The sequence below is a fragment of the Halovibrio salipaludis genome, from assembly GCF_002286965.1.
GTDB lineage: Bacteria > Pseudomonadota > Gammaproteobacteria > Pseudomonadales > Oleiphilaceae > Halospina > Halospina salipaludis.
In genome coordinates this window covers 55,936-76,352 of record NZ_NSKD01000001.1, presented here as the reverse complement: position 1 = coordinate 76,352, position 20,417 = coordinate 55,936, and the positions used below count along the sequence as shown (strand labels likewise).

The window sequence follows — 20,417 nt, the reverse complement described above, 5'->3', positions numbered from 1 at the left end:
CTATTCTTAACCAGCCGATACACTGATTCTGCAGGTACCAGTTGACCAGGAGGCTTTGCAATCATGATCCGCAGCAGTATTGCCCGTCAGGTGCTCACCGTGATCATCGTGGTCAACCTGGTGGTTGCCGTGGTAGCCGGTGCCTACCTGACCTACTCACTCAGTTTGACCAACAGCTTTTCCCAGCTTGCATCCCGGGATATGCGGGCAGCCATTGAGGCACAAGGGGTTCTCTCGGACTTCAAGACCCAGGTCCAGGAGTGGAAGAACGTACTGCTGCGGGGGCATGAACAGGATCAGCGGGAGAAGTACTGGTCCCAGTTCAGGGAACAGGAGGCGAATATCCAGGCAAGCCTGGACGAGCTGCTGCCTCTGGTGGAAGACGCCCGGGCGAGGGATCTGCTGGAACGATTCCAGACGGCTCACCAACGCATGGGTGAAGCGTACCGGGAAGGCTTCCAGGAATTCGAGGATTCGGGGTTTGATCATACCGCCGGCGATGCGGCGGTTGCAGGTATTGACCGTGAGCCCGCACGACTGATCACCAATGCCACAGACCGGATCCGTGAACTGGCCACTGGTGAAGCCAGTCGTCTCGAATCCAGTGCCCGGAGTAATACCATGCTGGCTGGTGCGGCGTTGCTGTTGGCGGTGGTGCTGGGGACCATCGTGACCGCGCTGATGATCAACCGCCAGGTTATACGTCCGACCCGGCTGATTGCGGGCCAGCTTGAGAAACTGGGCGACGGTGAGCTGGGAGAGAAGCCCACACTGCAGCGTCAGGACGAGATCGGCCGGCTTGCCGAGGGTACGCGCAAGCTGCATGACTTCCTGAATGAAATCCAGCAGACCACCCGGACGAATGCTGCGGATCTGACCACCATCCGGGATACGGTGGGTTCGGGGGCGCGGGACGTCGCCGAACGTTCGGAGCAGGCCAGGCAACGGATCGACCAGATGGCAACGGCCATGAATGAGATGGCCTCAACCGCCAGCGAGGTGGCCCAGCATGCGTCCAATGTGTCCACACGTGTGGATGAGACCACCTCAGAAACGGATCGGGCCAATGCCAACATCTCCACGTCCGTGGCAAGTATGAACCGGCTTTCTGAGCAGGTCCGCTCAACCTCGGAGACGGTTGTGGCCCTGGCGGAAAACAACAAGAAAGTCAGCAGCGTGATGGAAGTGATCCGGGAGATCGCGGACCAGACCAACCTGCTGGCGTTGAATGCGGCCATTGAAGCTGCCCGTGCCGGAGAGGCGGGTCGCGGCTTTTCCGTGGTAGCGGACGAGGTGCGTAACCTTGCCGCCAAGACCCAGGAGGCGACCGGTGAGATCGATGGGATAGTAAGCAGTATCGCTTCCGGCTCGGATGCGGCGACCGAGTATATGAAGGCGAGCGAAACCGTGACCGAGGAGTGTGTTCAACAGGTTTCGGAAGTACAGCAGATCATTACGGACATCAATGCCCGCATGAACGAGATCCGGGATGCGACCACCCAGGTGGCTACCGCTGCCGAGGAACAGACCAGCACCAGCGAGGATATCAGCCGTAACATCACGGAGGTGTCTGAGCTGGCAGAGGCCATGAGTGAGGCCTCTGAGGCCAACCTGAAGACGATACCGGAGCTTGAGGCCATGGCCTCAAGTGCCACGAGTCTGGCCAATCGTATCCGTTGAGGTGCTCACCCGGCCACCGGCTCCGGGAGTAATGCGCCGAGGGCCGAATGGATGCCGGGCGCGGTGATGATGATATCCCGCCCCCAGAGGTCCTCGGGGTAGCCGTCCGGTACCGCCGAGAAATGCCCGCAGCTGGCACCGGCTTCCAGCGCGATCAGCCGGGCGGCGGCGAAGTCCCAGGGGCTGACGCTCTCGTAGTAACCATCCAGCCGGCCACAGGCCACCCAGCAGATGTCCACGGCGGCGGAGCCAATGCGCCGGATGTCACGGCACTGGGTGAGTACCCGTTCCAGGCGCCGGATGAGGGTCGGGATCTCATCCTTGCCGTAGGGGAAGCCGGTGGCGATCAGGCTCTGGCGCAGGTTGCTGGCGCCGGAGACTTCGATCGGCATGCGGTTGAGCAGCGCCCCCTGGCCATGGGTGGCCATGAAGGTTTCCTGCTGGAAGGGACAGTGGACCACGCCGGTCCGGACCCGCCCCTCTTCCGCGTAGGCGATGGACACCGCCACCTGGGCATGGCCGTAGGCGTAGTTCACCGTTCCGTCGATGGGGTCGACGATCCATAGCGGTGTATCCAGGTTTTCCGCCTGGGTGAGATCCGGCATGGCTTCCTCGGAGAGGATGCGGTGACCGGGATAGGCGTCACGAATGCGCTGAGCGATGAACTCGTCCGCCTTGATGTCCGCCTGGGTCACCAGTTCGGTGGCATCCTTATAGTTGTGCTCCATGCTGCCCTGGCGGCGCTCCTGGATGATGAGCTCCCCGGCCTGGATGGCGGTTTCCTCGGCGAATTCGGTAATGGCGGTCAGGTCGTCATGCATTGAGGTGCGGTCCCTCTGGTAGGATGTGGCGGATCGGGTCGGTCTGCCGCGTAGTGTACTCCGGCCCCCGGTATGGCCACAAAAACGGAAACCCAATGCATCTGATCCTCGGCCTTGCTCTCACCGTTCTGCTGTTCCTGCTGCTGCGCCAGTGGGCGCGTCTGGATCCGGCGGAAAAGCGCAAGGGGCTGTTCTGGGGGATGGCGGTGGCCGTGGGTGCCCTCTGTACCCTGCTGGTGGTCACCGGCCGGCTGCATGTGATTGGAGGACTGCTGGCGGCGCTCGTGCCCTTTGCGCACCGTGGCTGGCGCGCCTTCCAGCTCTGGCTGTTGTGGCGACGCATCCGTAATGCCGGGGGCAGCACGGATACCGGTCAGGAGCGCGACAATGGCCAACAGGCGCCACCGACCAACTCGGGCCGCATGGATCCGGAACAGGCCCGTGATGTGCTCAACGTGCCCGCGGATGCCGGCCGGGATGAGATCGTGAAGGCCCACCGGCGGCTGATCCAGAAGGTGCATCCGGACCACGGGGGCAGTGATGAGCTGGCTGCGAGGGTGAACGAGGCCAAGGAGGTGCTGCTGAAGACCCTGCGGTAAAGCGGGTTTCCGGCGGTACTCAGCGGGCCGGAAGCACGTTCACCTTTACTTCCCAGAGTCGGCTGCCTTTTGACTGTGTACTGTAGGCGCGGCTGCCCTGCTGCGTACGGGCACTCCGGCGCTCCTCTCCCAGCTCGACCCATTCGCCGGGGTTCACCCTGCGGATGGTGACCACCCCGGCGGTTTCGTAATCCGGCTGGCCAGGTACCGGCTCTTTGCGGATGGCCGTGATGTGCAGTTCCACCTGGTCCTCACTGAGTACCGAGGGGCGCACCAGGAAGCCGCTGGTCATATCCACTTCCTCAAGAATCACCATCGGGTTCCTGCCACCACGCGCTGCCACGGGCAGCCGTGCGATACGGCCGGACGAGATCTGTGCGATCTGCTGGTCCTGGACCACCAGGGATCGGGTGGAGTCCTTACGGGTGCTGTAGACACGCTTGCTGCCGCGGTTATCATTTTCGCCCGATGCCATGTCACGGTGGCGCAGGGAAAGCCGGACCTGGCGTACCGGCTGGTCGATCTGCCTGAGCAGTGTCTTGATCTCCGCGAGCTGCTCGGGCTCGGCGCGCACCATCAGGTTCTGGCCATCCGGTGAGAGCTGTATCTCTTCCCCGTAGAGGTTGCGCAGCTGCGGGACAACTGTCTGAGCCCGCCGGTTCTCCAGTTCAAACACATGGCTTTCCGGAGCGGCGAGTGCCGCCGGTACGGCCAGCAGCAGTGACAGACAGATCAGAATCAGGTTGCGGTTGGCTGGTTTCATGATATTCCATGGAATTCCATCTATGCTCAGGGTATCGCACCGGCAGAAGGTGCGCGACCGTTTCATGCTCAGGATAGCATCCTGCTAACGAGGGAGTGCCGCTATGACGGTGACCATCACTGCGCCCCGGGAAACACGGGCCAACGAAAAGCGGGTGGCCGTGGTGCCCGCGGTGGCGCCCAAGCTGGAAAAGCTGGGGACCGAGGTCCGGATCCAGAAAGGGGCTGGTGAAGCGGCCCGGATTCCGGACGAGGCCTATGAGGATGCCGGCATCCATGTCGGGAAGCTGGAGCTGGGCAAGGCGGATATCGTGCTCAGCGTCCAGGCCCCCAGCCCGTCCGAGATCCGGAAAATGAAAAAGGGCAGTGTCCTTCTGTCCTTTGTCTACGCGCACCGGGAGCCCAAGGTCGTGGAAGCCCTGATGGAGCAGGAGATCACCTGTTTTGCCATGGACCTGGTGCCACGCATCACGCGCGCCCAGGCCATGGACGCGCTCTCCACCCAGGCCGCCCTGGCGGGCTATTACGGCGGGCTTCTGGCGGCGACCAACCTGCATCGTATCCTGCCCATGATGACCACGGCGGTGGGGTCCATCCGCCCGGCCAAGGTGCTGGTCATCGGTGCCGGTGTCGCCGGGCTGCAGGCCATTGCCACCGCACGGCGCCTGGGAGCCATGGTGGAAGGCTATGACGTGCGCAGCGAGGCCGCGGAGCAGGTGGAATCGCTGGGCGCGAAGTTCGTGGACACCGGGGTCTCCGCGACTGGCGAGGGCGGTTATGCCCGGGAGCTGACCGATGAGGAGAAAGCCCAGGCGGCTGAAGTGGTGACACGCCATGTCCAGAATGCGGATGCGGTGATCACCACCGCCAATATCCCGGGGCGGGAGAGCCCGAAGGTGCTCAGCGAGGAGCAGATCCGCGGCATGAAACCCGGGGCGGTGATCGTGGATCTGGCCGCCGACGGGGGCGGTAACACACCACTGACCAGACCGGGGGAAACGGTGGAGGAGGGCAGCATCTCCATCGTGGCGCCCCTGAACGTACCCAGTCTGCTGGCCGAGCATGCTTCCGAGCTCTATGCCAAGAACCTGCTCAACTTCCTGGGGCTGATCGTCGAGGACGGCGAGATCCAGCTCAACTGGGAGGATGAGGTCATTGCCCGGTCGTGCCTCACGCACGCGGGCGAAATCCGGAACGAAGCGGCGGCCGAAGCCGTCAGGGGGGACTGATCATGGACGCCACCACGGCCATTACCGGCTTTGTTGCGCTCTATATCTTCATGCTGGCGGCCTTCACCGGCTACGAGATCATCGGACGGGTACCGGCGATCCTGCATACGCCGCTGATGTCCGGCTCCAACTTCGTGCACGGCATCGTGGTGGTGGGCGCCATCTGGGCCCTGCTCAATGCCGCCACACCGCTGGAGCAGACCATTGGTTTCATCGGCGTGCTTCTGGGCGCGGGTAATGCGGCCGGCGGTTATGTGGTGACCGACCGCATGCTCGACATGTTCAAATCCAGCGACCGGCAGGACTGAGGGGCACAATCATGGTGAATTTCCTGATCGCAGCGGCTTTCTTTGTCGCGACCCTGCTGTTCATCTACGGGCTCAAGCGCATGGCGAGCCCCGTGACCGCGCCCTCCGGCATCCGTGTTGCGGGCTGGGGCATGGTGATCGCGGTCGCGGCCGCCTTCCTGTATGCCTTCGACGTACGCCCGGCGGCCTCGGAGCACCTTGGCACCAATTTCCTGCTGGCCCTGGTGGCGCTGGGGATTGGTGTGGCCTGGGCCTGGCGCAGCGGCAAGCGCGTCGAGATGACGGGCATGCCGCAGATGGTGGCGCTCTACAACGGCATGGGCGGTGGCGCCGCGGCGGCCATCGCGGCCGTGGAGCTGTATTCCGGTAATGCCCAGCACTACGGTTTCGTGGTGACGGTTCTGGCGCTGGTTGGTGGTCTGATCGGCGCGGTGGCCCTCTCGGGCTCGGTCGTCGCCTGGGCCAAGCTGGATGGCCGGCTCAACAGGACCCTTCGTTTCAGCGCCCAGCAATTGGTTAATGGTGGGCTGCTGGCGCTGGCCGCGCTGTTTGCGCTCTATGTCCTGATCGTCGGTGCCGGTGGCGTGCCCACCACCGGCATCACACTCTTCTTCATTGCCGCTCTGGTACTGGGGGTGCTGCTGACAACCCCCATCGGCGGCGCGGATATGCCCGTGGTCATTTCGCTCTACAACGCCTTCACCGGCCTGGCCGTGGCGTTTGAGGGCTTCGTGCTCCAGAACCCGGCGATGATCATTGCCGGTACCGTGGTGGGCTCGGCGGGTACCCTGCTGACCTTCCTGATGGCGAAAGCCATGAACCGCTCGGTGAGCAACGTCATCTTCTCGAACTTCGGTGAGGAGGATGATGGCTCCGGCGGTATCGAGGGCTCCATGAAATCGGTGGATGCGTCGGATGCCGCTATCTCCATGTACTACGGATCGAAGGTGATCATTGTTCCCGGCTATGGGCTGGCGGTGGCGCAGGCCCAGCACAAGCTTTACGAGTTCGTGAAGCTGCTGCAGAAGCAGGGTGTCGAGGTGGCTTTCGCGATCCATCCCGTGGCCGGGCGCATGCCGGGGCACATGAACGTGCTCCTGGCAGAGGCGGGCATTCCCTATGACATCATCCATGACCTGGAGGACATCAACGAAGAGTTCGCGCTGTCGGACGCGGCCCTGGTGATTGGCGCCAATGACGTGGTGAACCCGGCGGCGCGCAGCAACGAGTCCAGCCCCATCTACGGCATGCCCATCCTGAACGTGGACCATGCGCAGCAAGCCTTCGTGGTCAAGCGCGGTCAGGGCAGGGGCTACAGCGGCGTCGAGAACGAGCTCTTCTTCGCGGATAACACCCACATGGTGTACGGCGATGCCCAGAAGGTGATGGTGGAGATGATCGAGGCGGTCAAGTCACTCGGTAACGCCTGATGCTGGCTTCACTGGAGACTGTGCTGGGGACATGGCTGTTCCCGCTGGTGGCCGTGGTGTTTGCGGTAGTCGCCACGCTGGTTGGCTATCGGCTGTCACTGGCTGTCATTCGCCACTTCACGAGGGCCACCGACACGGCGCGGCTTTTTCTGGATGCCGCCGCTGGCCCCATTGGTGTGTCCCTGTGTCTGATTGCCGTGAATGCGGTATTGCAGGGTGTCGGGGATCAACTGCCGTTGCTGTCCGGCATGCGGCATGCCGCCAGCCTGCTGTTGATTCTGGCCGTGACCTGGGCGGCGGTACGGTGCGCCTCGGCGATCGGCGATGTCATCGTCACGCTCAATCCCGTTGAGGCGGGTGAGTGGCGGCGAGCCCGGAAAGTGGAGACCCAGACGCGCTTCCTGGTGCGCGGCCTGAACGTTCTGGTGGTTATCATCGGTGCCGGTCTGGCGCTGATGACGTTCGAGCCCATGCGCCAGTTCGGGGCCAGCCTCCTGGCCTCCGCCGGTATCGGCGGGATCGTCCTGGGGTTCGCGGCACGCCCGGTCCTGGGCAATCTATTGGCGGGCATGCAGATCGCGCTTACCGAACCCTTCCGTATTGATGATGTGCTGAACGTGGAAGGCGAATGGTGCTGGGTCGAAGAGGTTACGGCCACCTACGTGGTGCTGCGGGTGTGGGACCTGCGGCGGATCGTTATGCCGCTGCAGTGGTTCATAGAGAATCCCTTCCAGAACTGGACCCGCCACAACACGGACCTCATGGGCGGGGTTGTGCTGTGGCTGGACTACGCGATGCCCCTTGAGCCGCTGCGCGAGGAGTTCTCACGCCTGCTGGCGGCCTCCGCGGAATGGGATGGGAAGACGGCATCGGTTCAGGTGATTGAGGCGGGGGAGCGCGGCATGCAGGTCCGTTTTCTGATGAGCGCAGCGGATTCCACCCAGCTCTGGAACCTGCGGTGTGCCATACGCGAGTCGCTAGTCGTATTCGTGAACGGCCATTATCCAGAGTATCTGCCGCGTATGCGGGCGGAACTGGTTACCCCGGGGGAGTAGGTCCGCCCGCCCCGGTCAGGCCGCGGTGCCCGCCTGGATGTCGCGGAATGCCTGAACAAGGTAATCCGGCTCCTGGGCGCCGGAGATCAGGTACTGCTGGTTGATGACGTAGGCCGGGACGGCGGAGATGCCGGCCTTCTGGTAATAGGCCTCTTCCTTCCGGACAGCCTCCGCGTAGTCGCCCTCATCCAGGACCCGGCGCGCCTCGTCCGTATCCAGGCCGATGGTAGCCACGCATTCCAGCAGTACCTCATCGTCTGAAATATCGGCCGCGCGCCCGAAATAGGCCTCAAAGAAGGCCTTTTTCATCTCGGTCTGGCGGTTCTGTTCGCCGGCCCACATGACCAGCCGGTGTGCGTTGAAGGTATTCCGGGTGTAGCGCTCCTGCATGCGCTCGAAATTCAGGCCGAGTTCGTGGGCAATGGCCGTCATGTCGTTCTGGGCCTTCTCCATTTCCTCGGGGCTGCGGCCGTACTTACGGCTCAGGGCCTGCAGGATGGGTTCGCCGTCGGCGTCCTTGTCCGGGTTGAGTTCGAACGGATGCCAGCTCACCGTGAAATTGAATTCGCCGGAGAGCTGGTCCATCGCCTGCTCCAGACGGGCATAGCCAATGGCGCACCAGGGGCAGGCGATGTCGGAAACGATGTCGATATGCAGGTTGGTCATGGGGAAACGGCCTGGTTCTGGGATGACTGATGCCCTGATTCTGGGGATCGCTCGGGGCGGGTACAATCCCCGTCGGCCATGGTGACGAAGATCACCCGTGACGCGGGGACTGGCGAACTCGGCTTGTCGTCAGGACGCGGTCTCCAGCGCCGGTACATGCTCGTGCAGGAACCAGCGTTCGGTCACCACCCGGCGCGTGAACCAGTGCGTTTTCATGAGCGCCGGGGCGATGCGCAGTTTGGCCCAGTCCGGAAGGTCCAGGCCGCCGCCCTCGTGCTCCACCTCGCGGGTGCCGAAACGCTCGCGCAGGCGGTCGGCGTAGGGCTGGAGGCTGGCAGCGCGGTAATCCGGCGCTTCCTGGATGACATCGGCCGCCAGGAAGGCGGATTCCACGGCCGGGCGAATGCCTTCACCGCTCTGGGTGTAAGCGAGGCCGGCGGAATCGCCGATCAGGAGGATGCCGTCATCGACCAGCGGTCTTTCCGCATGGTCGTAGAGCAGGTAGGCATGGCCCTTGAACTTCCCGGGCAGGTCGTCGGGTATCCGCTCCTCGGCCTGCATTCTCGCGACAAAACTGTTGAGGTGCTGCTTGAGGTCGTCCGGGTCCTCGCGGCCGAGACCGATGTTGAGGAAGTTGTCCTTGCGGAAGACCCAGGCGTAGCCCATCAGGTCGCGGCAGAACCAGAGTTCCGGTGTATCCTCGCGGACCCGGCAGTGCCGGGCCTGCTCCGGCGTCATCTCGAATTCCACTTCCTTGGCGGTCACCGAGGTTTCGTGGCTGCCGGGGCCTTCGCCGATCGTGGCCGCTACCGGGCAGAAGTGACCACCGGCGCCGATGACCAGCGGCGCCTGGTACTCGCCGTTCAGGCACCATTCGCCGTCGTCGGTGCGTTCCAGGGACTTGAACTTGACGCCCTCGGCCCGATCGCTGCCGCTGCGCTCGAGCAGGTAGTGGTCGAACTCACAGCGGCGGATGCCGTAGCTGACGGGCTCGCTGCCATGGTCATTCTCCACCGCCTTCTGCCCCATCATGCCGATGCGGAAGCGGTGTATGGGCTGCATGATGTTCTCCCGCCGGTAGTCATCCGGGTTGATGGCCAGGAGCTCCAGCACGGCGGGCGTGACCCAGCCCGCGCAGGTTTTGTCCCGGGGGAAGGTCTGCTTGTCGACCACCAGGGTGCGGTAGCCCCGCTGCGTCAGGGTCCGTGCCATGGTGGAGCCGGCCGGCCCGCCACCAACGATCAGTGCATCATAGCGCTGTACCATCAGTAACTGCCCTCCGGCGGCACGTTGGAACTGGTGTAGAGGTGTTTGCGGTTGCGCGGCACATTGTTGTTCTCGGGGTGCGCCAGCACCATCTGGAACAGCTGGAGTGCGTTCGCCCGGAACGAGGCGATCGAGCCGGCCAGGTAGAGACGCCAGGCCCGGACGAAGTTCTCACCGTACATCTCGCGCACGGTGTCGATGTTGGCCTCAAAGCGGGCGAGCCAGTCCTCCAGGGTTTCGGCGTAATGCAGCCTCAGGTTCTCCACATCCAGCACCGAGAAGGGACCGGCCTCGCCGATGCTGGTGAATTCGGTGATGCTGGGCGGATAGGCGCCGGGGAAGATCCGCTTCTCGATCCAGGCGTTGGTGCGCATCGGGTAGTTGCGCCCAATGGAATGAACCAGTGCCAGGCCCTCGGTTTTCATGTGCCGGCGGATGACCGCGGCCAGGTCCGGATAGTAGTCGGTTCCCACGTGTTCGAGCATGCCCACGGACACGAACCGGTCGTACAGGCCGGAGATGTTGCGGTAATCGTCCAGCACGTACTCCACCTGGTTCTCCAGGCCTTCCTCCTTCGCTTTCTCGCGCGCGAAGGTCACCTGTTCCTCGGAAATGTTGAACGCGCGCACCTTCACGCCGTAGTGCTTCGCCATGTAGCGGGCGAGTCCGCCCCAGCCACAGCCGGCTTCCACCACGGTCTCGCCGGGCTGGAGCTGCAGCTTGCGGCAGACCAGCTCAAGCTTGGCGAGCTGGGCCTGTTCCAGGGTAATGTCCGGGTCCTCGTAGTAGGCGCAGGTGTACTGCATCTGGGCCCGGTCCAGCCAGAGCTGGTAGAAATCGTTGCCCATGTCGTAATGGTGATGAATGTTGTCCTTCGCGGCCTTGAGGCTGGTCGAGCGTGGTGCCTGGTCGCGCCACAGCATGCGCAGGAACAGCGGCAGCTTCTCGTAGGCCTGGTCCAGTGAGCGGTAGAGATCCGTGAGAAGATCCGGCATGTGGCCGTCCATCTCCAGCCGCCCTTCGCTGTAGAGGTCGCCGAAGGCCAGGTTCGGGTTGGTCATGAGTTCATACAGGGCGGAACGGTCCGCCACCCGCAGGCGGTACCGTGGGCTCTGCCCGGAGGGCGTGATCTCCTGGGTTCCCCATAGATCCAGGGTCAGGGGCGGGTTGCCGGCTACCGACAGGAATTTTTCCGCCATCCAGCGCTCGGCGCCGGTGGCGGTGCTGTTCGGCTCAATGAGTGACTGCGTCAGACCCAGCGGTGAAAAGCGGTCACTTCGGAATGACCGAGCCGTTTCCCTTTGAGGGGTTTTCTGTTCCATAGGTGCCCTCCAGCATCCGGTTGTTATCTCCCCATACGGTATCGAGTATAGGAAGTGATCAGTTCATGCGGCAACTGTAGGATGTGATGGGGGCCACGTTGCCATTCTCCAAGGGCCTTCGCAGTGGCGACGGAACGCGCTAGCCTTGGCGCTGGTTTTCCGGGAGTAACTGATGGAAGCACTGTTTGCAATGCTGGTCCGCTGGTTTGAGCGCCATGAAACCCTCCTGTGGGCCCTTGGGGGCGTCTCCCTCCTGATGTTTGTGGCCACGCTGGTGGCGGTGCCGTTCGTCATCGCCCGGATTCCGTCGGACTATTTCACCCGGCCGCGCCGCCAGCGCTATCTCCTCCAGGGCCGCTATCCGCTGCTGGGGGTGCTGGCACTCATTCTGAAGAACCTTCTGGGCCTGATCCTTCTTCTTGCAGGGATCGCGATGTTGGTGCTGCCGGGGCAGGGGCTTCTGACCATCCTCATCTCGCTGACGCTTCTCAACTTCCCGGGCAAATACCGCCTGGAACGCTGGGTGGTTGAGCGCCCGGCCGTGTTCCGGTCCATCAACTGGATCCGGCGGCGCTGGGGGGTGCCCGAGCTCGAGTTTCCGTCGCTGTAGATTCAGGGCAGTGTGGATCTTTTCATGACGCCTCACTCCGTGTAGGATCGCGATTGTACATATATGGATATGCGGATATGGTAACGCCTGAGCAGTTCTTCCGTGCGCTTTCAGACACCACCCGGCTGAACAGCCTGTTGCTCCTTGAGCAGGAAGGGCGGCTCTGTGTCTGCGAGCTGGTTGCGGCCCTTGAGCTTTCACAGCCGCGTATCTCGCGCCACCTTTCCCAGCTCCGGGATCAGGGCATTGTGCAGGATGAGCGCCGGGGACAGTGGGTGCATTACCGTCTGGCCACGGACCTTCCTGACTGGGCTCGCCAGGTCCTGCGCTCGGCGCTGGAGGCGCGGGATTTGGGCGAGCTCAGTGCCCGTCTTTCCTGCATGACTCAACGCCCTTCTTTAGAAACGGCCCAATGAGGTTTGACGATGAATGTGTTGTTCGTGTGTACCGGTAACTCCTGTCGCTCCCAGATGGCCGAGGGGGTCCTGCGGCATTTGGCCGGGGATCGCGTGAGCGTGGATTCCGCCGGTCTGGAAGCCCATGGCCAGAACCCGAGGGCCATCAAGGTGATGGATGAGGCCAGCGTGGATATCCGGGATCAGGCGTCCACCATCCTGACGGATGCGCACCTGGAATGGGCGGATCTGGTGGTCACGGTCTGCGGTGATGCGGACGAGTCCTGTCCGATGCTGCCGCCGGGTACCGAAAAGCGCCATTGGGGACTGCCGGACCCGGCAAAAGCCCAGGGGTCGGACGAGACGATTATGGAGCAGTTCCGTGCCGTTCGGGATGACATCAGGGCACGGGTTGAATCCCTGATCCGCGATGAAGTTGATGGAGGTCAAGCGTGAGTAGCACTGATGATACCCCGAACATCAAGGAGGGTATGGGCCTGTTCGAGCGCTACCTGTCGGTCTGGGTGGCACTTGCGATTGTGATTGGCATTGCCCTGGGGCAGTTCGCGCCGGTGGTGCCGGATGTGCTGTCGCGCTTTGAGTACGCGCAGGTGTCGATCCCGGTCGCGATCCTGATCTGGGCCATGATCTTCCCGATGATGGTGCAGGTGGATTTTGCCTCCATCGCGGGCGTCCGCCGTCAGCCCAAAGGGTTGGTTATTACTACCGCCGTGAACTGGCTGATCAAGCCCTTCACCATGTTTGCCATTGCCTGGTTCTTCCTGCTGGTGGTGTTCGCGCCCTTCATTGCCGAGGATATGGCACGCCAGTACCTGGCCGGGGCCATCCTGTTGGGGGCCGCCCCCTGCACGGCCATGGTGTTCGTCTGGAGTTACCTGACGCGCGGTGACGCGGCCTACACCCTGGTGCAGGTCTCGCTGAACGACATCATTATGCTGTTCGCCTTCGCCCCTATCGTGATGGTGCTTCTGGGGCTGTCGAACATCATTGTTCCCTGGGACACCATCGCGCTTTCAGTCTTCCTCTACATCGTGATTCCCCTGACGGCCGGCTATGCCACGCGCCGCTACGTGATTGCCAGAAAGGGCATTGATTACTTCGATAACGTTTTCATGAAGCGGTTGGGCCCGGTAACCCCCGTTGGCCTGATCCTGACCCTGGTGCTGCTGTTCGCCTTCCAGGGTGAGGTGATTCTCCAGAATCCGCTGCATATCGCGCTGATTGCCGTGCCGCTTATTGTCCAGACTGTTCTCATCTTCCTGCTCGCCTATGGCTGGGCCAAGGCCTGGAAGGTCCCCCACTCCGTGGCCGCGCCGGGGGCCATGATTGGCGCCAGCAACTTCTTTGAGCTGGCGGTGGCGGCGGCCATTTCACTGTTCGGGCTGCAGTCCGGGGCGGCACTGGCCACGGTGGTCGGTGTGCTGGTTGAGGTGCCCTTGATGCTGGGGCTGGTTTGGATTGCGAACCAGACCCGCCAGTATTTCCCGGAAGTGCAGGCGAGTGGGCGATGACCGGGCTCGACATTGAGATAACACCCGAGGCCAGGGACTGGGTCGCCCGGCAGGGTGGCAGCATGATGCTGCGCGCTTCCACCCGCCATGGCTGTTGTGGTGGTTCGGCATCCGTGCCCGTGGCAGACCTGGGCGAGCCGGAAGATCCCACTGGCTACGTTTCTGAGACCAGGGAGGGCATCCGCGTCCATGTGGCGGATGATCTTCGGATTGAGCATCCGCTGACGGTGCGGCTGGAAGGGTTTCTGGGGTTCCGGCGGCTTTTCGTTGACGGTGTTGAACTGGCGGCGGGTTGAGACGTTAGCGCGCTGCTTTAAATGGGATAGGTGAGGAACAGTACAGTGTCAGAAAATGCGGATCTGCCGAACGTGGACCGGACGTTCCTGGATCATCCGGATCTTGAGAAACTGAACAGTCCCGGCAGCACCCATCCACCCCGGGTCCTGCTGCTCTACGGCTCCCTCAGGGAGCGCTCCTACAGCCGCTTCCTGGCCGAGGAGGCGCAGCGCCTTCTGCATGAGTTCGGCGCCGAGACCCGAATGTTCAATCCCTCGGGCCTGCCGCTGCCGGACGATGCGGAGGCGGATCACCCCAAGGTGCAGGAACTTCGGGAGCTTTCCCAGTGGTCCGAGGCGCACGTCTGGGTCAGCCCGGAGCGTCATGGCAACATGACCGGGATCATGAAGACCCAGATCGACTGGCTGCCGCTTTCGGTCGGCGGCGTGCGGCCCACCCAGGGACGGACCCTGGCGGTGATGCAGGTCTCCGGCGGTTCCCAGTCGTTCAACGCGGTGAACAACCTGCGTATCCTCGGGCGCTGGATGCGCATGATCACCATCCCCAACCAGTCCTCCGTGCCCAAGGCCTACCAGGAATTCGATGAGGCGGGCCGGATGCTGCCGTCACCGCTCTACGACCGGGTAGTGGACGTGATGGAGGAGCTGGTGAAGTTTACCCTGCTGCTGCGTGATCGCTCGGAGTATCTGGTCAGCCGTTATTCGGAGCGTAAGGCGGAAGACTGATCAGTTGAGGAAGAACACCGCTGTCATGATCGCGCCCGTGACGATGACCACGGCGCGTATGGTCGCCTCCGGCAGCTTCCGGGCTACCCTTGCGACCACATAGCCGCCCGCCACCGCCGAGATCATCATGACCAGGGCCTTGATCCAGATAATGGCCCCGCCGATGGCATAGAGTGCCACGGCGATAGCGGTAAGTACGGCGGAGATGAGGTTCTTGAGGCCCTGCATCCGGTTGAGACCGGTGTGGCCGAGCAGCCCGAAAGTGGCCAGAAGCACGATTCCGAGGCCGCCATTGAAGTAGCCGCCGTAGATACAGACCGCCAGAAGTGCTGTGATCTGGACGCCAGGGCGGGACTCGCCTCCGCTGGTATTCAGGTTACGCAGCAGGCGTGGCCCGAGGGCGAACAGCAGGGTGGCGGCCAGCAGCAGCCAGGGGACGATATCGCTGAAGACCGCATCCGGTGTGATCAGTAGAAGGCCGGCTCCGAGGCTGCCACCGATCAGGCTGGTGGCCAGGACTGCTGCCATGGAGAGTTGCTCCGGTGCCTTCAGATCCTCGCGGAACCCCCAGGTGCTGGCCATGTAGCCGGGGAGCAGCGCCATGGTCCCGGAGGCGTTGGCGGCCACCGGTGGCACGCCGGCCCACACCAGTGCCGGGAAGGTGAAGAAACTACCGCCCCCGGCTACGGCATTGATGCCGCCCCCCAGAAAGGCTGCCGCCACCAGCATTGTCCAGGTGAGCAGGGGCTCCACGCTTTACAGACCCCAGATGATTGCCAGCAGCAGACCCCAGGCCAGCACGCTTGCCGCCATAACCGTGTAGGTGATCGACATGGCCTCCACGTCCGCTCCAATCCGGCAGAGGTGGCTTATCCCCCGGAAAACGATGGCGCAGCTCCATATCAGTCCGATCAGGGCGATGCTTGTTATGACCGTCAGGCTCGGAACGAAGAGCGCAAACGCGGAAAGCCACATGGGCACGGGCGCAACGGCGGCCACCAGGTAGGCACTGTGGGCACTGATGTGGGCGCTGCGGGTATTGCCCACTTCATGGATCAGCCAGCCCATGACGGCGAACGTCAGCAGTTCCGCGAGGAAAAGGATGATGGTGATGTAGCCCCATTCGCGCCCGGCGAAGGCGTCGCCGAAGGCTTCCGGATAACCTGTGCCCGCCTGATAGAGCATGATCGGTGGAATCAGCGCCAGAGGCAGGACGGGGAACAGGATAAGCGCCAGAACAGAGGGCGGATGATCGCGCAGCCTGGCCCATGCGCCGCTGGATGGAAGGATCAGCCGGAACAGCATTAACGGCGACATGATGGGTCTCCTTTTCCTCTCATGTCTTGCATAGTTGGCCTGGAAACCAGGGGTGTCAAGGAGTCTCGCTGTCAGACAGCCGATACGCCCCTGGTCTGCGGAGTGCCGAATCAGTCCCGGTTGAGCGCGCGGAAGCCGATATCCCGCCGGCAGTAGGCGTCGTCCCACCGGATGCGATCAACGCCCGCATAGGCCGCCTTCTGGGCCTGCTCGACCGTTCCGCCCAGCGCGGTCACGCACAGGACCCGGCCGCCGGCGGTGGTCACACGACCATCAGCCTCCTGCTGGGTGCCGGCGTGGAAAACCTTGAGGCCGTCGCCGTCCAGGTCATCCAGGCCGGTGATGGCATCGCCCTTACGGTATTTGGCGGGGTAGCCGCCGGCGGCCATCACCACGCCCAGGGCGGGGCGCTCATCCCAGTCGCACTGCTGCCGGCCCAGTCCACCCTGGGTGGCGGCGAGGCAGAGTTGGACGAGGTCCGAGCGCAGCCGCATCAGCAGCGGCTGGGTTTCCGGGTCGCCCAGCCGGCAGTTGAACTCGATGACCTTGGGGGAGCCGTTGGGGGTGATCATGAGCCCGGCGTACAGGAAGCCTGTGTAGGGGTGGCCCTCGTCCGCCATGCCGGCAACCGTGGGCTCGATGACTTCCCGCATGATGCGTTCGTGGACCTCCTCCGTAACCACGGGGGCAGGGGAATAGGCGCCCATGCCACCGGTGTTGGCGCCGGTGTCGCCATCGCCCACCCGTTTGTGGTCCTGGCTGCTGGCCAGTGGCAGGATGTTGGAGCCATCCACCATGGCGATGAAGCTGGCTTCCTCGCCGGCCAGGCATTCCTCGATGACCACGCGGTGGCCGGCATCGCCGAAGGTGTTGCCGGCGAGCATGTCGCGCACGGCATCTTCCCCCTCGGCCAGGGTCTCCGCCACGATCACGCCCTTGCCGGCGGCCAGGCCGTCCGCCTTGACCACAATGGGCGCACCTTTCTCTCGCAGGTACTCCAGTGCCGCCTCCATGTCCCCAAAGGTCCGGTAATCGGCAGTGGGGATGCTGTGGCGCGCCAGGAAGTCCTTGGCGAAGCTCTTGGACCCTTCCAGCTGGGCGGCGGCTTCACTGGGACCGAAAACGGCTATGCCGGCTGCACGCAGCCGGTCACTGATACCCGCAACCAGTGGCGCCTCGGGACCGACGATGACCAGGTCAATGGTCCTGTTCGTGGCAAAATCAACGAGGCCATCAATGTCGTCGTCCGCCGGCGCCACGTTCTCAACACCCGGCTCACGGGCGGTCCCGGCATTGCCGGGCGCGGCGTACACCTGCTGGACCTGCGGTGACTGGGCCGCCTTCCAGGCCAGTGCGTGTTCGCGGCCACCGCCGCCGATGATCAGGATCTGCATAAGCACCTCAATGCCGGAAGTGACGCATGCCGGTGAAGACCATGGCGATGCCGTGCTCGTTGGCGGCGTCGATCACTTCCTGATCGCGCATGGAGCCGCCGGGCTGGATCACCGCCTGGATGCCCGCTTCGGCCGCCTGGTCGATGCCGTCCCGGAACGGGAAGAAGGCATCCGAGGCCATGACCGAGCCCTTGACTTCAAGCCCTTCGTCGGCGGCCTTGATGCCGGCAATGCGCGCACTGTAGACACGGCTCATCTGGCCGGCGCCGATGCCGATGGTGCGGCCATGGCGGGCGTAGACGATGGCGTTGGACTTGACGTACTTGGCCACTTCCCAGGCGAACAGCAGATCTTCCAGTTCGTCCTGTGAGGGCGAACGGTCGGTCACCATCTGCAGGGTGTTCTCATCGACCATGCCCAGATCCCGGTCCTGAACCAACAGGCCACCGGTGACCCGCTTGTAGTCCCAGGCCGCAATCCGTTCGTCATTGAAGGGGCCACAGGCCAGCACGCGCACGTTCTTTTTGGCTGCCAGCACCTCCGCTGCCTCCGGCGTGATTTCCGGTGCGATGATCACTTCCACGAACTGGCGTTCGATGATCGCAGCCGCCGCTTCCGGATCCAGGGGGCGGTTGAAGGCGATGATGCCGCCGAAGGATGAGGTCGGGTCGGTGGCGAAGGCCAGTTCGTAGGCCTGCTTCAGGTCCGAGCCGATGGCCACCCCACAGGGGTTGGCGTGCTTGACGATCACGCAGGCCGGATCCGCGAAGGGCTTGACGCATTCCAGGGCGGCGTCGGTGTCCGCCACGTTGTTGTAGGACAGGGCCTTGCCCTGGAGCTGGTGCGCGGTTGAGACGGACGCCTCGGTAGCGCCACGTTCACGGTAGAACGCGGCACTCTGGTGCGGGTTCTCGCCGTAACGCATGTCCTGCACCTTTTCGAACTGGTTGTTGAAGGTGCGCGGGAAGGGATCCGGCTCCGCCTGGCTGTCCAGCCGGCCGCCCAGGTAGTTGGCGATGGCGCCGTCGTAGGCGGCCGTGTGCTCAAAGGCCCGGGTGGCCAGGTCAAAGCGCGTGGCGCTGCGTAGACCGCCGTCGTTGGCATCCATTTCATTCAGGATGGGGTCGTAATCGTCGGCATTCACGACAACAGCAACATCCTGGTGGTTCTTGGCAGCAGCGCGGAGCATGCCTGGCCCGCCGATGTCGATGTTCTCGATGGCGGTGGGCAGGTCGCAGTCCGGGTCGGCAACGGTCTGTTCGAAGGGGTAGAGGTTCACGACCACCATGTCGATGGGGTCGATTCCCTGTTCCGCCATAACGCTGTCGTCCGTGCCACGGCGGCCAAGGATGCCGCCATGGATGAGCGGGTGCAGCGTCTTGACCCGGCCACCCATGATTTCCGGGAAGCCGGTGTGGTCGGAGACTTCCTTCGCCTCGATACCACTGCTGGTCAGAAGCCGGAAAGTGCCGCCGGTGGAGAGGATCTCCACGCCGCGCTCGCGCAGGGCCTGGGCGAATTCAACAATACCGGTCTTATCCGAGACGCTGATCAGCGCCCGGCGTATGGGGGTCGCATTGGGCTGTTCCGTCATGATGGCTCCGATTCCTTACAGCAGGCCGTACTGCTTGAGCTTCTTGCGCAGGGTGCCCCGGTTGAGACCGAGCATGGCGGAGGCACGCGTCTGGTTGTCACCGGTGTACTCCATGACCTTCTCCAGCAGCGGCGCTTCCACCTCGGACAGCACCAGCTGGTAGACGTCGCTGACCGGCGCGCCGTCGAGCTGGGAGAAGTAGTTCTCCAGAGCCTGTTCCACGCTGTCGCGCAGTGTGACGGTCTGACCGTTGCCGGCCGCCGTTGTGAGGGGCTCGTCGGTTTGCCGGGCCCGGTTGTCCTCGGCCATGAATTCAGTGCTCATGCGACACGTACCTCTTCTGTCTGGATGCCTTGAAAGTAATGATCGAGCAGCTGAAGCTGCGCGCCGGCGTCCTCAATGCGGTTGAAGTGCCGGCGGAATGTCTTGTCCGGATCACGGGCCTGCAGGTACCAGCCCACGTGCTTGCGTGCCACCCGCAGCCCGATGTACTCGCCATAGAAGGCGTGCAGCGCCTCCACGTGCCCCATCAGGATGTTGCGGATTTCCTCCGCTCCGGGGTCCGGGAGCTCCTCCCCCGTGGCCAGATAGTGGTTGATCTGGCGGAAGAGCCAGGGCCTGCCCTGGGCGGCCCGACCGATGAACAGGCCATCGGTGCCGGTTTCCCGCAGAACCTGTGCGGCTTTGCGGGGGGTGTCCACATCGCCGTTGGCGAAGACGGGGATATCCACCGCCTGCTTGACCTGAGCGATGGTCCCGTATTCCGCCTCGCCCTTATAGGCGTCGGCCCGGGTTCGCCCGTGTACCGCCAGTGCGGCAATGCCGGCGTCTTCGGCCATGCGTGCGATGGTCACCGCGTTCTTGTTATCCCGGTCCCAGCCGGTGCGCATCTTGAGCGTGACCGGCACATCCACGGCCGCCGCGACGGATTCCAGAATCTCGCGCACCAGGGCTTCATCGCGCATCAGCGCGGATCCCGCGGCCTTGTTGCAGACCTTCTTGGCGGGGCAACCCATGTTGATGTCGATGATCCGGGCGCCATTGGCGACGTTGAAACGGGCGGCCTCGGCCAGCATCGGGGCATCGCCGCCCGCGATCTGGACCGCGATGGGCTCAGATTCCCCGTCGTGGTCCATCCGCTGGCGGGATTTGCGCGAACTCCACAGGCTGGCGTCCGCTGTAACCATTTCCGAGATGGCGAGACCAGCACCCATTCTGCGGCACAGGAGCCGGAAGGGTCTGTCCGTGACACCCGCCATGGGGGCCAGAACCAGGTTGTTGGGCAGCGTATGGGGGCCAATGGCGACCACAGCGTTCTCCCGGTGATTGGATCCGTGCGGGTTGGTCAAATCTCGACCAGCTCAGGGGGAGACAATGATACTCCGGGCTCTCATCCCATTAAAGGGGATGGCTGG

General features: G+C 63.5%; 23 protein-coding genes. 12 read left to right on the top strand and 11 right to left on the bottom strand.

Annotated features, from left to right (window positions below):
* The first annotated feature begins 63 nt into the window (after window positions 1–63).
* Entirely contained in the window at window positions 64–1,680 is a 1,617-nt protein-coding gene (locus tag CK501_RS00415) for a methyl-accepting chemotaxis protein (protein ID WP_095615755.1), read from the top strand.
* 5 nt (window positions 1,681–1,685) lie between these two features.
* Here CK501_RS00415 and CK501_RS00410 read toward each other — a convergent pair whose 3' ends face one another.
* Window positions 1,686–2,501 (bottom strand): inositol monophosphatase family protein, encoded by an 816-nt coding sequence (locus CK501_RS00410; protein ID WP_095615754.1) that lies wholly within the window; start codon window positions 2,499–2,501, stop codon window positions 1,686–1,688.
* 95 nt (window positions 2,502–2,596) lie between these two features.
* Between CK501_RS00410 and CK501_RS00405 the strand changes: the two genes are divergently transcribed.
* Window positions 2,597–3,100 carry a DnaJ domain-containing protein gene (locus tag CK501_RS00405; RefSeq protein ID WP_158222998.1) on the top strand — a complete coding sequence of 168 codons (504 nt, stop codon included), beginning with the start codon at window positions 2,597–2,599 and terminating at the stop codon, window positions 3,098–3,100.
* A gap of 19 nt (window positions 3,101–3,119) precedes the next feature.
* On the opposite strand, the gene CK501_RS00400 is transcribed toward CK501_RS00405, so the two are convergent.
* Complete coding sequence (locus CK501_RS00400; RefSeq protein WP_158222997.1) at window positions 3,120–3,863, bottom strand: secretin N-terminal domain-containing protein; 744 nt, start codon at window positions 3,861–3,863, stop codon at window positions 3,120–3,122.
* Between the two features lie 103 nt (window positions 3,864–3,966).
* Between CK501_RS00400 and CK501_RS00395 the strand changes: the two genes are divergently transcribed.
* Genes CK501_RS00395 through CK501_RS00380 form a run of 4 tightly spaced genes read left to right on the top strand, consistent with a single transcriptional unit; the run spans window position 3,967 to window position 7,884 of the window.
* Window positions 3,967–5,091 (top strand): NAD(P) transhydrogenase subunit alpha, encoded by a 1,125-nt coding sequence (locus CK501_RS00395; protein ID WP_095615751.1) that lies wholly within the window; start codon window positions 3,967–3,969, stop codon window positions 5,089–5,091.
* Window positions 5,092–5,093: 2 nt separating this feature from the next.
* Entirely contained in the window at window positions 5,094–5,399 is a 306-nt protein-coding gene (locus CK501_RS00390) for an NAD(P) transhydrogenase subunit alpha (protein WP_077531660.1), read from the top strand.
* An 11-nt stretch (window positions 5,400–5,410) separates the two neighbouring features.
* The gene (locus CK501_RS00385) at window positions 5,411–6,829 is read left to right on the top strand and encodes an NAD(P)(+) transhydrogenase (Re/Si-specific) subunit beta (RefSeq protein ID WP_095615750.1); all 1,419 of its coding nucleotides are present in this window, start codon (window positions 5,411–5,413) and stop codon (window positions 6,827–6,829) included.
* A complete protein-coding gene (locus CK501_RS00380) occupies window positions 6,829–7,884 on the top strand; it encodes a mechanosensitive ion channel family protein (RefSeq protein ID WP_095615749.1) in 1,056 nt (351 codons plus the stop codon). The genes CK501_RS00385 and CK501_RS00380 overlap by 1 nt, the downstream gene beginning before the upstream one ends.
* 15 nt (window positions 7,885–7,899) lie before the next feature.
* Here the strand turns inward: CK501_RS00380 and CK501_RS00375 are convergent, their stop codons facing one another.
* From CK501_RS00375 to CK501_RS00365, 3 genes are all read right to left on the bottom strand, one after another.
* Window positions 7,900–8,550 carry a DsbA family oxidoreductase gene (locus CK501_RS00375; RefSeq protein WP_095615748.1) on the bottom strand — a complete coding sequence of 217 codons (651 nt, stop codon included), beginning with the start codon at window positions 8,548–8,550 and terminating at the stop codon, window positions 7,900–7,902.
* A 129-nt stretch (window positions 8,551–8,679) separates the two neighbouring features.
* The gene (locus CK501_RS00370) at window positions 8,680–9,816 is read right to left on the bottom strand and encodes an NAD(P)/FAD-dependent oxidoreductase (RefSeq protein WP_095615747.1); all 1,137 of its coding nucleotides are present in this window, start codon (window positions 9,814–9,816) and stop codon (window positions 8,680–8,682) included.
* A complete protein-coding gene (locus CK501_RS00365; protein ID WP_095615746.1) occupies window positions 9,816–11,138 on the bottom strand; it encodes an SAM-dependent methyltransferase in 1,323 nt (440 codons plus the stop codon). The genes CK501_RS00370 and CK501_RS00365 overlap by 1 nt, the downstream gene beginning before the upstream one ends.
* A 172-nt stretch (window positions 11,139–11,310) precedes the next feature.
* Between CK501_RS00365 and CK501_RS00360 the strand changes: the two genes are divergently transcribed.
* The 6 genes from CK501_RS00360 (at window position 11,311) to arsH (ending at window position 14,697) form a co-directional block, all read left to right on the top strand.
* Complete coding sequence (locus CK501_RS00360; RefSeq protein WP_198949333.1) at window positions 11,311–11,748, top strand: PGPGW domain-containing protein; 438 nt, start codon at window positions 11,311–11,313, stop codon at window positions 11,746–11,748.
* A 77-nt stretch (window positions 11,749–11,825) separates the two neighbouring features.
* On the top strand, window positions 11,826–12,164 hold the full coding sequence (locus CK501_RS00355) for a metalloregulator ArsR/SmtB family transcription factor (RefSeq protein ID WP_095615745.1): 339 nt from the start codon (window positions 11,826–11,828) through the stop codon (window positions 12,162–12,164).
* A 9-nt stretch (window positions 12,165–12,173) separates the two neighbouring features.
* Complete coding sequence (locus CK501_RS00350) at window positions 12,174–12,599, top strand: arsenate reductase ArsC (protein WP_095615744.1); 426 nt, start codon at window positions 12,174–12,176, stop codon at window positions 12,597–12,599.
* 35 nt (window positions 12,600–12,634) lie between these two features.
* Window positions 12,635–13,675, top strand: a complete 1,041-nt coding sequence (gene arsB / locus CK501_RS00345; protein WP_095616561.1) for an ACR3 family arsenite efflux transporter — start codon at window positions 12,635–12,637, stop codon at window positions 13,673–13,675.
* Complete coding sequence (locus CK501_RS00340; protein WP_095615743.1) at window positions 13,672–13,971, top strand: CC/Se motif family (seleno)protein; 300 nt, start codon at window positions 13,672–13,674, stop codon at window positions 13,969–13,971. The genes arsB and CK501_RS00340 overlap by 4 nt, the downstream gene beginning before the upstream one ends.
* A gap of 45 nt (window positions 13,972–14,016) precedes the next feature.
* On the top strand, window positions 14,017–14,697 hold the full coding sequence (arsH, locus tag CK501_RS00335; protein ID WP_198949332.1) for an arsenical resistance protein ArsH: 681 nt from the start codon (window positions 14,017–14,019) through the stop codon (window positions 14,695–14,697).
* Here the strand turns inward: arsH and CK501_RS00330 are convergent, their stop codons facing one another.
* The 6 genes from CK501_RS00330 to dusB all read right to left on the bottom strand — a co-directional run bounded on the left by CK501_RS00330 (window position 14,698) and on the right by dusB (window position 20,312).
* Complete coding sequence (locus CK501_RS00330) at window positions 14,698–15,450, bottom strand: sulfite exporter TauE/SafE family protein (protein ID WP_233128817.1); 753 nt, start codon at window positions 15,448–15,450, stop codon at window positions 14,698–14,700. It abuts the gene before it with no gap.
* 3 nt (window positions 15,451–15,453) lie between these two features.
* Entirely contained in the window at window positions 15,454–16,014 is a 561-nt protein-coding gene (locus CK501_RS00325) for a Yip1 family protein (RefSeq protein ID WP_095615740.1), read from the bottom strand.
* 110 nt (window positions 16,015–16,124) lie between these two features.
* A complete protein-coding gene (gene purD / locus CK501_RS00320) occupies window positions 16,125–17,408 on the bottom strand; it encodes a phosphoribosylamine--glycine ligase (RefSeq protein WP_095615739.1) in 1,284 nt (427 codons plus the stop codon).
* Between the two features lie 7 nt (window positions 17,409–17,415).
* The gene (gene purH / locus CK501_RS00315; RefSeq protein ID WP_095615738.1) at window positions 17,416–19,002 is read right to left on the bottom strand and encodes a bifunctional phosphoribosylaminoimidazolecarboxamide formyltransferase/IMP cyclohydrolase; all 1,587 of its coding nucleotides are present in this window, start codon (window positions 19,000–19,002) and stop codon (window positions 17,416–17,418) included.
* Window positions 19,003–19,017: 15 nt separating this feature from the next.
* Complete coding sequence (fis, locus tag CK501_RS00310) at window positions 19,018–19,326, bottom strand: DNA-binding transcriptional regulator Fis (protein WP_077529524.1); 309 nt, start codon at window positions 19,324–19,326, stop codon at window positions 19,018–19,020.
* Entirely contained in the window at window positions 19,323–20,312 is a 990-nt protein-coding gene (dusB, locus tag CK501_RS00305) for a tRNA dihydrouridine synthase DusB (RefSeq protein ID WP_095616560.1), read from the bottom strand. Before dusB ends, fis begins: the two co-directional genes overlap by 4 nt.
* Window positions 20,313–20,417 lie beyond the last annotated feature (105 nt).

Coding starts and splice junctions, on each gene's coding strand:
- CK501_RS00375 (WP_095615748.1), bottom strand. CDS start 8,550: ATGACCAACCTGCATATCGACATCGTTTCCGACATCGCCTGCCCCTGG.
- CK501_RS00365 (WP_095615746.1), bottom strand. CDS start 11,138: ATGGAACAGAAAACCCCTCAAAGGGAAACGGCTCGGTCATTCCGAAGT.
- CK501_RS00340 (WP_095615743.1), top strand. CDS start 13,672: ATGACCGGGCTCGACATTGAGATAACACCCGAGGCCAGGGACTGGGTC.
- purD (WP_095615739.1), bottom strand. CDS start 17,408: ATGCAGATCCTGATCATCGGCGGCGGTGGCCGCGAACACGCACTGGCC.
- purH (WP_095615738.1), bottom strand. CDS start 19,002: ATGACGGAACAGCCCAATGCGACCCCCATACGCCGGGCGCTGATCAGC.
- CK501_RS00350 (WP_095615744.1), top strand. CDS start 12,174: ATGAATGTGTTGTTCGTGTGTACCGGTAACTCCTGTCGCTCCCAGATG.
- CK501_RS00415 (WP_095615755.1), top strand. CDS start 64: ATGATCCGCAGCAGTATTGCCCGTCAGGTGCTCACCGTGATCATCGTG.
- fis (WP_077529524.1), bottom strand. CDS start 19,326: ATGAGCACTGAATTCATGGCCGAGGACAACCGGGCCCGGCAAACCGAC.
- arsB (WP_095616561.1), top strand. CDS start 12,635: ATGGGCCTGTTCGAGCGCTACCTGTCGGTCTGGGTGGCACTTGCGATT.
- CK501_RS00355 (WP_095615745.1), top strand. CDS start 11,826: ATGGTAACGCCTGAGCAGTTCTTCCGTGCGCTTTCAGACACCACCCGG.
- CK501_RS00380 (WP_095615749.1), top strand. CDS start 6,829: ATGCTGGCTTCACTGGAGACTGTGCTGGGGACATGGCTGTTCCCGCTG.
- CK501_RS00400 (WP_158222997.1), bottom strand. CDS start 3,863: ATGAAACCAGCCAACCGCAACCTGATTCTGATCTGTCTGTCACTGCTG.
- CK501_RS00325 (WP_095615740.1), bottom strand. CDS start 16,014: ATGTCGCCGTTAATGCTGTTCCGGCTGATCCTTCCATCCAGCGGCGCA.
- CK501_RS00385 (WP_095615750.1), top strand. CDS start 5,411: ATGGTGAATTTCCTGATCGCAGCGGCTTTCTTTGTCGCGACCCTGCTG.
- CK501_RS00405 (WP_158222998.1), top strand. CDS start 2,597: ATGCATCTGATCCTCGGCCTTGCTCTCACCGTTCTGCTGTTCCTGCTG.
- CK501_RS00395 (WP_095615751.1), top strand. CDS start 3,967: ATGACGGTGACCATCACTGCGCCCCGGGAAACACGGGCCAACGAAAAG.
- CK501_RS00360 (WP_198949333.1), top strand. CDS start 11,311: ATGGAAGCACTGTTTGCAATGCTGGTCCGCTGGTTTGAGCGCCATGAA.
- CK501_RS00390 (WP_077531660.1), top strand. CDS start 5,094: ATGGACGCCACCACGGCCATTACCGGCTTTGTTGCGCTCTATATCTTC.
- CK501_RS00370 (WP_095615747.1), bottom strand. CDS start 9,816: ATGGTACAGCGCTATGATGCACTGATCGTTGGTGGCGGGCCGGCCGGC.
- CK501_RS00410 (WP_095615754.1), bottom strand. CDS start 2,501: ATGCATGACGACCTGACCGCCATTACCGAATTCGCCGAGGAAACCGCC.